Raw genomic sequence first — 12,920 nt, 5'->3', positions numbered from 1 at the left:
AGTACCTGTCCGCAACCGCTGGCAGACTCGGCGCCATGCTCGAGACCTCGGCACGACTACTGCGCCTGCTCTCCCTCCTCCAGGCCCACCGGGACTGGTCCGGCACCGACCTCGCCGACCGCCTCGGCGTCTCCCCCCGCACCGTGCGCCGGGACGTGGACCGGCTGCGCGAGCTGGGCTACCCGGTCAACGCCAGCCCCGGCACCGGCGGCGGATACCAGCTGGGCGCGGGCGCCGAGCTGCCGCCGCTGCTGCTGGACGACGACGAGGCGGTCGCCGTGGCCGTGGGGCTGCGCACGGCCGCGGGGCAGGGCATCGAGGGGATCGGCGAGACCTCCGTCCGTGCGCTCGCCAAGCTGGAGCAGGTGCTGCCCGACCGGCTGCGGCGCCGCGTGGGCGCCCTGAACGCCTTCACCGTGCCGATGCTGCGCGGCCCCGGGGCCTCCGCCGTGGACCCGGGCGTCCTGGCCGAGCTGGCCCACCTGTGCCGGGACGGCGAGCGGCTGCGCTTCGCGTACCGGGGCCACGACGGCACCGACAGCCGCCGCACCGTCGAGCCCCACCGGCTGGTGTGCTCCGAGCGCCGCTGGTACCTGGTCGCCTTCGACCTCGACCGCGCGGACTGGCGCACGTTCCGGGTGGACCGCGTCACGCCCAAGCCGCCGCACGGCCCCCGCTTCGTCCCGCGCGAGCCGCCCGCCGAGGACCTGGCCGCCTACGTCTCCGCGGGCGTCTCCACGCGCGCGTACGCCACGCACGCGGTCGTACGGCTGCTGGTGCCCCTGGAGGAGGCCGTCGAGCGGATCTCGCCCACCGCCGGGGTGCTGGAGGCGGAGGGCCCGGACAGCTGCCTCCTGCGCACCGGCGCCGGGAGCCTGGAGGTCATGGTGGTGCACCTGATGCTGCTGGGCTTCGACTTCGAGGTGCTGGAGCCGGACGGGCTGACGGAGACGATCCGGGCGGCACGCGACCGGCTCACCCGCGCCCTGTCCCGGTCCGGGCGGCCCGAGGGGAATCTGTGAGCAGCTGATGTGTTTCCTGTGTCGATGTCCGGTCCCCGCACGCCGTACGCGACGTCGTACGTGAGTTCGTTCGAGTGGGTTCGGATGTGTTCGGGCGCGGAATGCGGGGAAGCCTCCGCGGCCCTTCGAAGTCTTTTCCGTCCACTTATTCGAGAGGGTGACGCGACACGCGGAAATTCACCTCACGGGTCTGCCGTAAGGCGTACAAAACCGTCCGTCCGTGTGACGGATTCATGCCGAAACGCGGGCCGTGATCTTGTGACAGAAGTGTGACCCCAGGTGCGTCTGCACCCCGCGTTACGGGCCTGGACTTCCCCGGTTGTGGAGCAGGGCATAGCGTGGCGGCATGGCACCGATTCCGACACCCCCGGCCGAACCCCAGGACAGTCCGGACACGTACGTGGGCCTCGATTCCGGCGCGGCCGAACGGCTCGCCCGGGAGCGGGGCTGGTCGACGGTGCGCGCACTGGCGCCGGGGACGGTCATCACCATGGAGTACCGCGTGGGCCGCCTCAACTTCGAGGTGAAGGACGGCCGAGTGGCCCGGGCCTGGAAGGGCTGACCCGCGGGGGAGGGGCTGTGCGTACCGGTCCCCGCGGCGTGGTGTGAGCGGTCAGCCGCCCGACAGGGGGCGCCCGGCCGGGGCCGCGCCTCGCGGGTGGCGGTCGGCGTGCCCCGGCCGGCGGCTGCCCGCCGGGGGCGCCGGCGTGCGGTCCGAGCGGGCCGTGTGGGGGCCGGGGGCCAGGTACGCCGGGGCCCGGTTGCGCGGCGCGGCGACCGGCTCGCGGACCGGTGCCTCCTCCCGGTCGGGGGCGTGCGGCGTGAGGACCTCGGGTGTGCTGACCGGCTGCTTCGTCGCCGCCGCGCGGCGGCGACGGGCGAACCAGCCGTCGCGCAGGCCGAGGATCCGGGCTTCGGTCCGGGTGATCAGCGGCTCGAACCACGGCAGCGCCAGCAGGATCAGCAGTCCCGCCGCCCAGCCGAGGAGCACGTCGCTGAGCCAGTGCGTGCCGATGTAGACGGTGGACAGTCCCACGCCGAGCGAGGTGACCGCCGACAGTGCCGACAGCCAGCGCCGTGCCCTCGGCGTCGAGGCCAGATAGGCCAGGATGCCCCAGGTCACGACGGCGTTCGCGGTGTGACCGCTCGGAAATATATCGCCGCCGAGCCACATCTCGTTCGCGCCGATCGTGGTCGCGTAGTGCGGCCCGAGCCGGCCCATGCCGTACTTGGCGGCACCGACGGTGACGTTCAGCAGGAGCAGGGAGACGCCGAGCGCGAGCAGGGGGCGCAGGGTGTGCTGCCGCCAGGAGCGCCAGCCGAGCCAGGCCGCGACCATCACCGCGGTGGGGCCGCGCTGGCCGAGCACCACGTAGTAGTCGACGAACGCGTGGAGCTCCGGCCACTGCTGGTAGGGCCGGAAGAACATGACCTGCCAGTCGAGCCGGACCAGCCACGAGGTGATCAGCACGGCCCACACGATCGCGATGTAGAACGCGAGGGTCCCGGCGAACAGCGCAACCCTGTGCCGGCTCATCTCCGGCACATCTAGGTGGGCCGGTCGTTCCGGCTCCCGGTCCAGTCTCGCGAACACCCGGTCCAGACGGGTGAGGTTCCGTTCGGTACGCACCCAATCGACGTTACAGCGAGTGAGGAGTGATCCCGGCCGAATCAACGGCTTTGTGATGACGATGTGATGTGGGATTCCTCTCAGGCGGTGGTTTATTTCCGAGGAATCCGCAACCCCGTCCTATTGCGGACTTCAATTCCTTTGATCGGCCCGGTCGACGGCTTATCGTGCTTATGAATTCGTTCACCGAATGCTGGTGCGGAATTCTCCCGGCGGTCATCGGGGCGCCCCGGCCCGGTCAGGGCGGGCCGGAGCCGTTCAGCCAGAACGCCCCGTACACCGCCGACGCCACCGCGACACCGCCGACGACCAGCGCCGACCTGGAGGTTCGCAGCCGGGCCAGGGGCAGGGCGAGGGGCAGCAGCAGCGGGAACGCGGGCAGCAGCAGCCGCGGCTTCGAGCCGAAGTAGCTCGACGTGCACAGGGCGAGGACGGTGACGATCCCCGCGTACACCAGCAGCGGGAGCGGCTGGCGCTGCCGTACGCAGACGACGTACAGCCGGACGAGCAGGGCGATCCCCACGACCAGGGCGACGCCCGCCAGTGCCGACGGGAACGACGTGAACTTGCCGGCGACGAAACGGGCGAAGGCCACGCCTCCGTCGAAGCCGTTGCGCCAGCCTGCCTGGACGTCGAGATAGCCGAGCGGGCCCCGGCCGGTGCGGTGCCCGACCCAGAGCACGTACCCGGCGGCGCCCAGGGGCGCGAGGAGCATGCCGAGCGCACGCCGCGCGCCGTCACCGGGGGCGCGCGCCGGGTCGCGGGCGCCGTCCGTGCCGGCGTCGCTCCGGCTTCGCACGAATGCCGTAATCGCGGCGACCCACACGGCCGCCGCCACCGCGAGCCCCACCGGGCGGGTCAGCCCGGCCAGCGCGGCCAGCGCCCCCGCCGTCACCCAGCGCCCGGTCAGCACCGCGTACAGAGACCAGGCCGCGAGCGCCGTGAACAGGGACTCGCTGTACGCCATGGACTGCACGATCCCGACCGGCAGCACGGCCCACAGCAGCACCGCGCACACCCCGGCCCGGCGGCCGTACACATGCTCCGCGACCGCGAAGATCCCCCAGGCCGCGGCGAGCGAGGCGAGCAGCGACACGACGAACCCGGCGTCCGCGGGCGACCAAGGCCCCGCCGCCGCGCCCAGCCGCTCCAGCCAGGGCAGCAGCGGGAAGAAGGCCAGGTTGGAGTGCACGTCGCCGTTCGGCAGGCGCACCTCGTAGCCGTAGCCCAGTTCGGCGACCCTCGTGTACCAGAGGGAGTCCCAGCGGGCCGTCAGCAGCGTGTACGCGCTCTTGTCGCGCGCGGCGCTCCACAGGGCCAGGGCGAGCAGGCCCAGGGCGCGTACGGCCGCGTAGCCGAGGAGCGCCGGGGCGGCCCGGCGCAGGGCGCCCGGGCGGCCCGTCGTGCGCGTTTCAAGATCGGTCACGGGCTCGATTATCTGCCGTGGGCGGGAGCGGCCGGCCGGCCGGGGCGGGCGGGGCCGTGGCCGCGGTGGCGCATGCCACACAGGTGACGCGGGTTGTGTGAGGTCCGCCACGTGTGCCGTGCGAGGTCTCGCGTACTCTGGCGAGCCACTCGCGTTCCGTTGCACGGCCCGGAGCCCCCGCTCCTCTCCGGCCGAGCCGCCGGGGAGTCCCCACCCCGCGGCCCGCCGGACGCGAGGGAACATCTTGGAGGTACGTACATGTCCGGGACGACCACGGCTGCCGCCGCGCCGCGCCGTCGGGCGACCGGGGGCGGTGCCAACCGCTGGGTGGTTCTGATCGTCCTCTGCGTCAGCCTGCTGCTCGTCGCCGTCGACGCGACCGTGCTGCACGTGGCGGTCCCCGCCGTCACCGAGGACCTGCGGCCCGGCGCGATCGAGCTGCTCTGGATCGTCGACGTCTACCCGCTCGTCTGCGCCTCGCTGCTGATCCTGTTCGGCACGCTGGGCGACCGGGTGGGCCGCAGACGCGTCCTGCTGCTCGGCTACGCGCTCTTCGGCGTCGCCTCCGCGCTGGCGGCCCTCGCCGACAGCGCCCAGGTCCTGATCATGGCGCGCGCGCTGCTCGGCGTCGGCGGCGCGATGATCATGCCGGCGACGCTGTCGATCCTCCGGCAGGTCTTCCCCGACCGCCGGGAGAGGGCGCTGGCCATCGGCGTCTGGAGCGCCGTGGCCGCGGTCGGCGCGGCGGTCGGGCCACTGCTCGGCGGCTTCCTGCTGGAGCACTTCTGGTGGGGCTCGGTCTTCCTCGTCAACATCCCGCTGATGCTGGTCAGCCTGCCGCTGGGGCGGCTGCTGCTGCCCGAGTCGAAGGGTGACGGCCGAGGACCCTGGGACGTGGTCGGCGCGTTGATGGCGGCCGGCGGCCTGTTCGGGGTGGTCCTGGGCGTGAAGCGGCTGGGCGGCGGGGAGCCGGTGGCGAGCGTGCTCACCGTGGTGCCGCTGGTGGTGGGCGCGGCCCTGCTGGCCGCGTTCGTACGGCGGCAGCGGCGGCGTACGCATCCGCTGGTGGACCTGGAGATGTTCCGGCGGCCGGCGTTCAGTACGTCGGTGGGGTGCATCGTGCTGGCGATGCTGGCGCTGGTGGGTCTGGAGCTGATCGCGGCGCAGTATCTGCAGCTGGTGCTCGGGCTGTCCCCGCTCCAGACCGGGCTGCGACTGCTGCCGCTGACCTTCGCGGCGATGGCCGCCGGGCTGGCGGGCGCGCGGATGCTGCGGCGGTTCGGGCCGCGCCGGATGGTGTGCGCCGGGTTCTGCCTGACGGCCTTCGCGGTGCTGCTGCTGACGGCGATGGGCCGGGCCGACAACTGCGCGCTGCTGCTGTCCGGGTTCGTGCTGCTCGGCTTCGGTCTGGAGACGACGCTCTTCGGCGCGTACGAGTCGATGCTGAGCGAGGCGCCGCAGGAGCAGGCCGGCGGGGCGGCGGCGATCGGGGAGACGTCGTACCAGCTGGGTGCCGGGATCGGGATCGCCCTGCTGGGCAGCGTGATGAACGCGGCGTACACGCCCGGAGTGGCGGGCGGTGTGCCCGGGGTGCCGGCTTCGGCGTCGGTGGCGGCGGGGCATTCGCTGGGGGAGGCGTACGAGGTCGCCGCGCAGCTCGGGGGGCCCGCGGGGGCCGCTCTGCGGCGGGCGGCCGCCGACGCGTTCGTGCATGGGCTGCACGTGACGCTGGTGGTGAGCGCGGGGTTGTTGCTGCTGGGGGCGGTGATGGCGCTGCGGTTGCCGCGGGGGATGCAGTGCGAGGGGGTCTCCGTGCCCGCGCCTCGGGACGCGGTGGAGTCACGCGTCTCGGTGTGAGCGATTCCGGCCTCCGCGTCCGCGCACCACCCGTTCGCCGTCCGTCACCCGGTGGACGTCGTCCGCGGGGGTGTGCCGCCGTCGGCGCGGTGGGGCACGGGCGAGCGGGGCTGCGTGAGGGGGAGGCGCATGGTGGACGCGCGAAGCGCCGCGTCGTAACGTCGGCACGAGAACCGTAACTAGCAGCGCTAGTTTCACGTCCCGGAGGGTGTCCCATGGCCTCGTCCCCCAAGTTGCCCGCGTTCGATCCCGCCGACCCGCTCGGCATCGACGACCTCCTGGAGCCGGAGGACCTGGCGGTCCGGGACACCGTGCGGAACTGGGCGGCGGACCGCGTGCTGCCGTACGTCGCGGACTGGTACGAGAAGGGCGAGCTGCCCGGCATCCGGGAGCTGGCCCGCGAGCTCGGCGGCATCGGCGCGCTGGGCATGTCGCTCCAGGGCCACGGCTGCGCCGGCGCGAGTGCCGTGCAGTACGGACTGGCCTGCCTGGAGCTGGAGGCGGCCGACTCCGGGATCCGGTCCCTGGTCTCCGTGCAGGGCTCCCTCGCCATGTACGCCATCCACCGCTTCGGCAGTGAGGACCAGAAGCAGGCCTGGCTGCCGCGCATGGCCGCCGGTGAGGTCATCGGCTGCTTCGGGCTGACCGAGCCCGACCACGGCTCCGACCCCGCCCACATGCGCACCCGTGCCAAGCGCGACGGCGGGGACTGGGTGCTCGACGGGCGCAAGATGTGGATCACCAACGGGTCGGTGGCCGGTGTCGCCGTCGTCTGGGCGCAGACCGAGGACGGGATCCGCGGCTTCGTCGTGCCCACCGACAGTCCCGGTTTCTCCGCGCCCGAGATCAGGCACAAGTGGTCGCTGCGGGCCAGCGTCACCAGCGAGCTCGTCCTCGACGGCGTACGGCTGCCCGCCGACGCCGTACTGCCGGAGGCCGCCGGCCTGCGCGGACCGCTCAGCTGCCTCTCCCACGCCCGCTACGGCATCGTCTGGGGCGCGATGGGCGCGGCCCGCAGCTCCTTCGAGGCGGCCGTGGAGTACGCGAAGACGCGGGAGCAGTTCGGGCGGCCCATCGGCGGGTTCCAGCTGACCCAGGCCAAGCTCGCCGACATGGCGGTCGAACTGCACAAGGGGATCCTGCTCGCCCACCACCTCGGGCGGCGCATGGACGCCGGCCGCCTGCGTCCCGAGCAGGTCAGCTTCGGCAAGCTCAACAACGTACGCGAGGCCATCGGCATCTGCCGTACGGCCCGCACGATCCTCGGCGCCAACGGGATCTCCCTCGAGTACCCCGTGATGCGGCACGCGACGAACCTGGAATCGGTGCTCACCTACGAGGGCACCGTCGAGATGCACCAGCTGGTGCTGGGCAAGGCCCTCACCGGACTCGACGCCTTCCGGTAGGACTCCGGCGGCGGACCCGGGGGGCCGGCGGGGGGCGGGGCCGTGGTGTGCGGCCCCGCCTCAGCTCTGGTTGAAGAAACCGTCGGAACGGTGCGCGGCCGACTCGCCGCTGATGACCTGGGTGTCGGCCGGGCTCAGCAGGAACACCCGGGTGGACACCCGCTCGATGGAACCGCGCAGGCCGAAGATCAGCCCGGCCGCGAAGTCGACCACGCGCTTGGCGTCGGTGCCCTCCATGGCCGTCAGGTTCACGATGACCGGGACGCCGTCCCGGAACAGCTCGCCGATGGCACGGGCGTCCCGGAAGCTGTCCGGGGTGACCGTGGCGATGCGGCGGCCCTTCTCCTCGGCCACGTCCGTGGCCACCTTCACCCGCGGGTCCGTGACCCAGGCGTCCCCGGATTCGGTGCCCTCGGAGTAGTCGTCGTCGTAGTAGCGCTCGTCATCGTTGTCGTCGACGAGGCCGAGCCACGCACTCGCCTTGCGTACCGATCCCATGGACGCCTCCTCTCTCAGCGGTCTTTCGTGTTTCCGCATCCCTATGGTCATCCATGATGCGGACGTCGCGCCAAGTGGATAGACGCCGCCCGGGGGGTTTGTGACGGTACTGGTGCACAGCGAATCCGTCGAGAGTCCTTGTGTCCCAAGGGTCGTTCCCCAAACGGATGCTGACTGTGAGTGAAATATGATTCTTCCCGGCGGACGGGTGAGGGAGGGTGCGTACGGGTGAACGCGCCCGTCGGTACGATGCCGCAGCTCAGCATCGTACGAGGCACGGGGGAATGTCGTGTTCGGAATCGTCAGGCCTTGCAGGCATCGGCTCGGGGAGAGCCTCACGAGTCAGTGGATGGCGCATCTGTGCGGATTGTGCCTCGCACTGCGCAAGGACCACGGGCAGTTCGCGCGGATCGTGACGAACTATGACGGGCTGCTCATCTCGGTCCTGACGGAGGCTCAGGCGGGCCGCGGCGGCACCGGCGCCGGGCGGCGCAAGGCCGGGCCGTGTCCGCTGCGCGGAATGCGCACCGCGTCCGTCGCCCACGGTGAGGGCGCCCGGCTCGCGGCGGCCGTCTCCCTGGTGCTGGCCTCGGCCAAGGTGCGCGACCACGTCGCCGACGGGGACGGGGTGCTGGCCCGCCGGCCGGTGGCCCTCGCCGCCCGCCGGGTCGCCAGCGGCTGGGACGCCGCCGGCGCCCGCAGCGGTGGCGCGGTCGGGTTCGACACCGCCGTACTGGTCGACGCCGTGGACCGGCAGGGCGGCATCGAGGCGCTCGCCGGGCCCGGCACCCCCCTGCTCACCGTCACCGAGCCGACCGAGACCGCCACCGCCGCCGCGTTCGCGCACACCGCGCGCCTCGCCGGGCGGCCGCACAACGCCGAGCCGCTCGCCGAGGCCGGGCGCCTCTTCGGCAGGCTCGCCCACCTCCTCGACGCCGTGGAGGACAAGGAGGCTGACGCCGCGTCGGGCGCCTGGAACCCGCTGACCGCCACGGGGACCTCGCTCACGGAGGCCCGGCGGCTGGCCGACGACGCCGTGCGCGGGGTGCGCCTCGCGCTGCGGGACGCCGAGTTCGGCGACGGCCGGCTGGTGCACCGACTGCTCGTGCACGAGCTGGGGAACTCCGTCGACCGCGCCTTCGGCACCGTCTCCTGCGCCCACGGCAGCCACCCGTACGCCCCTCCCGGCACCCCGGCGGGACCCGGCGCGCCGGTGCCCCCGGAGCCGCCGCGCCGGGACCGGCGCGGGCTGCTCGCGGGGTGCGCCGTGTGGCTGGGACTGGCCTGTACGTGCCAGATGTGCTGCGGCACGTACCACGACCCCTGGAGCGGGGAGCGCAAGCAGTCGCCGTGCACCAACGGCGACTGCAGCGGGTGCGGCGACTGCTGTGGCTGCGGCTGCGACTGCTGCGGCAACTGCTGCGGCGACGACGGGTGCGGCTGCGACGGGTGCGACTGCGGCTGCAGTTGTTGAGGCGGTCCGGTGTGCGAGGGTTTCCCTCATGACGACGGACGCATCCGGCGAGTGGCAGCGGTGGCACGAGGAGCGCGTCGCGACGGTGTCGGCGCCCTACGGACCGCTGGCCCTGACCGGCACGTACTGGCTGGAGGACTATCCGGACGGGCAGCTTCCGGACATCCCGGGGAGCTGGACGGCCGGCGACGGCGCGGTGCTGCTGACGGCAGCCGAGGCGGACGGGCTCACCGTGGACGGGCGGCCGCTCGACGGTGAGGTCCGGCTCGCCCCCGACCCGGGGCCCGCGAGCGCGGCCCGGGTCGGGTACGGCGCGCGGCGGATCGTCGTCCTGCTGCGCGAGGGCGCCTGGGGCGTGCGCGACTTCGACCCGGCCGCCGAGGCGCGGCGCGCGTTCCGGGGCATCGCGGCCACGCCGTACGACCCGCGGTGGTCGGTGCCGGGCCGCTTCACGCCGTACGACGCCGGGCAGCGCAGCGTGCGGGTGCCGAACGCGGACGGGCGGGAGCGCGGGCTCGCCCTGGGCGGAGAACTCGCCTTCCACTTGGGCGAGCGGGAACTCACGCTCCAGGCGAGCGTCGAGGGGGACGGCTCGCTGTGGGCCGTCTTCGCCGACGCCACCAGCGGGAGCACCAGTTACCGCTTCCGGTTCCTGCGTCCGGCCGCGCCGGACGCCGAGGGTCGTACGACGGTCGACTTCAACCGCGCGCTGCTGCCGCCGTGCGCGTTCGCCGACCACTTCGTCTGCCCCTTCCCGCCGCCGGGGAACACCCTGGAGGTCCCCGTCGAGGCGGGGGAGCGCGAACTGCGCTGAGGTCCGGCGGGGTTGGCGGGGCGACGCGGGTCGGCCAAAGGTTGAAGGCCGAAAGGCACTCTTGCGCCGACCGGTCGTTCGGCCGAATACTCCAACCTCAGCGCTTGTCAGGAGCACGACGCATTCGGAACCCGGACGTCCGCCCCTGGCTGCGCCTCACGGGCCCACCCCACCCAGAGGGCCCCCGACTTCCCCAGTGGAGGAACGAAAAGTGAGGATCAAGCGCACCACCCCCCGCAGCGGCATCACGAGACGGACCCGGCTGATCGCCGTATCCACCGGCGTCGTGGCCGCGGCAGCGATCGCGATCCCCAGCGCGAACGCGGCACCCACCCCGGCCACCTTCAGTGACGCCGAGCTCAACAGCGCCAGCAGCGCGGTGCTCGAGGCCGACGTCCCGGGCACCGCCTGGGCCATCGACGGCAAGAGCGACCGGCTGGTCGTCACCATCGACAGCACGGTCTCCCAGGCCGAGATCGCGAAGATCAAGGAGCAGGCCGGCGACAAGGCCGGCGCGCTCACGATCAAGCGGACCCCCGGCACGTTCAGCAAGCTCATCCAGGGCGGCGACGCCATCTACTCGAACAGCGGGCGCTGCTCCCTCGGCTTCAACGTCCGCAGCGGCAGTGGCGTCGACTACTTCCTGACCGCCGGGCACTGCACCGCCGGGGCCGGGACCTGGTACGCCAACTCCGGGCGCACCACCGTCCTCGGCTCGACCGCCGGGTCCAGCTTCCCGGGCAACGACTACGGCATCGTCCGGTACACCAACAGCTCCATCAGCAAGCCCGGTACCGCGAACGGCGTGGACATCACCCGCGCGGCCACCCCGAGCGTGGGCACCACGGTCATCCGCGACGGTTCCACCACCGGCACCCACAGCGGCCGGGTCACCGCCCTGAACGCCACCGTCAACTACGGCGGCGGCGACATCGTCCGCGGGCTGATCCAGACCACGGTCTGCGCCGAGCCCGGCGACTCGGGCGGTCCGCTCTACGGCAGCAACGGCACCGCGTACGGCCTGACCTCCGGCGGCAGCGGCAACTGCCGTTCCGGCGGTACCACGTTCTTCCAGCCGGTCACGGAGGCCCTGAGCGCCTACGGCGTCAACGTCACCTGAGCCGCCCGTCGGAGCGCAGCCGGCAGCACGACGAGCCCCCGCACACCGATCGGTGTGCGGGGGCTCCCCGTTGCCCCGGGCCCGAGTTGCCCCGGGCCCGAAGGCCCCGCGGAAGCCGGCACCGCGTGTAGAAGCACACTCGGAGGTCTGAGCGCAAGGGGTGGATTCCGGACAGGGGTGGAGCGGGTCGGCCGGTCCTCGGTTACTCGCTCGTAGCGTTTGCTGGAGCGTTCGCCGTACGAATCCTGCTGGAAGGGACATGAATGGTGAAGGTCGTGTGCGCGCACTGGAGTTGTCGTGCGCACGTCCTGAAGCCGACCTTGTGTGCCCCCTGCGGGGTTGGAAGAGTTGGTGCTCGTCAACCAGCCTTCCGGTCCGCGAGGTCCCCACAACCTCCCGGGCCGACCCCCCACAGGAGGACGTGAGTTGAAGCACCGACGTATACCCAGGCGGCGGGTCGCCGTGATCGGCGCGGGAGTCACCGCGCTGGTCGCCGCGGGAGTCACCTTCCAGAGTGCGAACGCCAGCGAGGCCCCGGAGGCCTCCGCCCCCGAAACCCTGTCGGTCACGGCGGCCGGAAAGCTCGCCTCCACGCTGCTCGGCGACCTCGGCACCGACGCGGCGGGCACGTACTACGACGCACAGGCGAAGAGCCTCGTCGTCAACGTGCTCGACGAGAACGCCGCGCAGACCGTCGAGGCGGCCGGCGCCAAGGCGAGAATCGTCGAGAACTCGCTCGCCGAGCTGAAGAGCGCGCGCACCACCCTCGCCGAGGACGCCACCATCCCGGGCACCTCCTGGGCGACCGACCCGACCACCAACAAGGTCGTCGTCACCGCCGACCGCACGGTCTCGAAGGCCGAGTGGGCCAAGCTGACCAAGGTGGTCGACGGGCTGGGCGCCAAGGCCGAGCTCAAGCGGACCAACGGTGAGTACCGTCCCTTCGTCGCGGGCGGTGACGCCATCACCGGCAACGGCGGGCGCTGCTCCCTCGGCTTCAACGTGACCAAGGGCGGGGAGCCGTACTTCCTCACCGCCGGCCACTGCACCGAGGGCATCACCACCTGGTCGGACTCCTCCGGGAACGTGATCGGCGAGAACGAGGCGTCCAGCTTCCCGGGCGACGACTACGGCCTGGTCAAGTACACCGCCGAGGTGGACCACCCGAGCGAGGTGAACCTCTACGACGGCTCCTCGCAGGCCATCTCGGGTGCCGCCGACGCCACCGTCGGCATGGAGGTGACCCGCAGCGGCTCCACCACCCAGGTGCACTCCGGTACGGTCACCGGCCTGGACGCCACCGTGAACTACGGCAACGGCGACATCGTCAACGGCCTGATACAGACCGACGTCTGCGCCGAGCCCGGTGACAGCGGCGGCTCGCTCTTCTCGGGCGACCAGGCGGTCGGCCTCACCTCCGGCGGCAGCGGTGACTGCACCTCGGGCGGCGAGACCTTCTTCCAGCCGGTGACGGAGGCCCTGTCGGCCACCGGTACGCAGATCGGCTGAGCTCACACACATCGCAGGCAGAAGTCCCGTCCCGCGCGCGAGGGGCGGGGCTTCCGTGTGTGTGGGGCGGGGGTTTCTGTCTTGCGTGTGGCGGGGCTTCCGTGTGTGTGGGGCGGGGGTTTCTGTCTTGCGTGCGGCGGGGCTTCCGTGTGTGTGGGGCGGGC

10 protein-coding genes and 1 pseudogene are annotated in these 12,920 nt (G+C 72.6%); 8 read left to right on the top strand and 3 right to left on the bottom strand.

The features are described 5' to 3' along the window. Positions 1-35: 35 nt before the first annotated feature. Both ACP4J0_RS23375 and ACP4J0_RS23370 read left to right on the top strand, forming a co-directional pair. Positions 36-998 (top strand): annotated as a pseudogene (locus ACP4J0_RS23375) (helix-turn-helix transcriptional regulator); the annotation flags it as partial. Between the two features lie 370 nt (positions 999-1,368). Further along, complete coding sequence (locus ACP4J0_RS23370) at positions 1,369-1,584, top strand: I78 family peptidase inhibitor (protein WP_426600621.1); 216 nt, start codon at positions 1,369-1,371, stop codon at positions 1,582-1,584. A 51-nt stretch (positions 1,585-1,635) separates the two neighbouring features. Here the strand turns inward: ACP4J0_RS23370 and ACP4J0_RS23365 are convergent, their stop codons facing one another. After that, positions 1,636-2,652: a phosphatase PAP2 family protein gene (locus ACP4J0_RS23365; RefSeq protein ID WP_426600620.1), complete on the bottom strand. Its 1,017-nt coding sequence runs from the start codon at positions 2,650-2,652 to the stop codon at positions 1,636-1,638. Between the two features lie 238 nt (positions 2,653-2,890). Beyond that, the gene (locus ACP4J0_RS23360) at positions 2,891-4,078 is read right to left on the bottom strand and encodes a glycosyltransferase family 39 protein (RefSeq protein ID WP_426600619.1); all 1,188 of its coding nucleotides are present in this window, start codon (positions 4,076-4,078) and stop codon (positions 2,891-2,893) included. A gap of 258 nt (positions 4,079-4,336) precedes the next feature. On the opposite strand from ACP4J0_RS23360, the gene ACP4J0_RS23355 reads away from it, so the two are divergent. Together ACP4J0_RS23355 and ACP4J0_RS23350 are read left to right on the top strand one after the other, a co-directional pair. Further along, the gene (locus tag ACP4J0_RS23355) at positions 4,337-5,935 is read left to right on the top strand and encodes an MFS transporter (RefSeq protein WP_426600618.1); all 1,599 of its coding nucleotides are present in this window, start codon (positions 4,337-4,339) and stop codon (positions 5,933-5,935) included. Between the two features lie 215 nt (positions 5,936-6,150). Beyond that, on the top strand, positions 6,151-7,341 hold the full coding sequence (locus tag ACP4J0_RS23350) for an acyl-CoA dehydrogenase family protein (protein WP_426600617.1): 1,191 nt from the start codon (positions 6,151-6,153) through the stop codon (positions 7,339-7,341). Positions 7,342-7,401: 60 nt separating this feature from the next. On the opposite strand, the gene ACP4J0_RS23345 is transcribed toward ACP4J0_RS23350, so the two are convergent. Then, a complete protein-coding gene (locus ACP4J0_RS23345) occupies positions 7,402-7,839 on the bottom strand; it encodes a cell division protein SepF (protein WP_426518430.1) in 438 nt (145 codons plus the stop codon). 289 nt (positions 7,840-8,128) lie between these two features. Here ACP4J0_RS23345 and ACP4J0_RS23340 point away from each other — a divergent pair, with 289 nt between their 5' ends. The 4 genes from ACP4J0_RS23340 to ACP4J0_RS23325 all read left to right on the top strand — a co-directional run bounded on the left by ACP4J0_RS23340 (position 8,129) and on the right by ACP4J0_RS23325 (position 12,756). Then, a complete protein-coding gene (locus tag ACP4J0_RS23340) occupies positions 8,129-9,313 on the top strand; it encodes a DUF5685 family protein (RefSeq protein WP_426600616.1) in 1,185 nt (394 codons plus the stop codon). A gap of 28 nt (positions 9,314-9,341) precedes the next feature. Then, positions 9,342-10,127, top strand: coding sequence for a DUF1684 domain-containing protein (locus ACP4J0_RS23335; protein ID WP_426600615.1), 786 nt, complete (start codon positions 9,342-9,344; stop codon positions 10,125-10,127). Between the two features lie 211 nt (positions 10,128-10,338). Then, entirely contained in the window at positions 10,339-11,247 is a 909-nt protein-coding gene (locus tag ACP4J0_RS23330) for a S1 family peptidase (protein WP_426600614.1), read from the top strand. 426 nt (positions 11,248-11,673) lie between these two features. Beyond that, positions 11,674-12,756 (top strand): S1 family peptidase, encoded by a 1,083-nt coding sequence (locus ACP4J0_RS23325; protein ID WP_426600613.1) that lies wholly within the window; start codon positions 11,674-11,676, stop codon positions 12,754-12,756. Positions 12,757-12,920 lie beyond the last annotated feature (164 nt).

Origin of the sequence: Streptomyces sp. WG7 (genome assembly GCF_049975785.1) — a bacterium.
Taxonomy (GTDB): domain Bacteria; phylum Actinomycetota; class Actinomycetes; order Streptomycetales; family Streptomycetaceae; genus Streptomyces.
The sequence above is the reverse complement of the archived record's forward strand: the minus strand, read 5'-3'. Positions and strand labels throughout refer to the sequence as shown.

Bases quoted from the DNA above. Each gene is read 5' to 3' on its own strand.
- ACP4J0_RS23345 (WP_426518430.1), bottom strand. From the start codon at position 7,839: ATGGGATCGGTACGCAAGGCGAGTGCGTGGCTCGGCCTCGTCGACGAC.
- ACP4J0_RS23350 (WP_426600617.1), top strand. From the start codon at position 6,151: ATGGCCTCGTCCCCCAAGTTGCCCGCGTTCGATCCCGCCGACCCGCTC.
- ACP4J0_RS23335 (WP_426600615.1), top strand. From the start codon at position 9,342: ATGACGACGGACGCATCCGGCGAGTGGCAGCGGTGGCACGAGGAGCGC.
- ACP4J0_RS23370 (WP_426600621.1), top strand. From the start codon at position 1,369: ATGGCACCGATTCCGACACCCCCGGCCGAACCCCAGGACAGTCCGGAC.
- ACP4J0_RS23355 (WP_426600618.1), top strand. From the start codon at position 4,337: ATGTCCGGGACGACCACGGCTGCCGCCGCGCCGCGCCGTCGGGCGACC.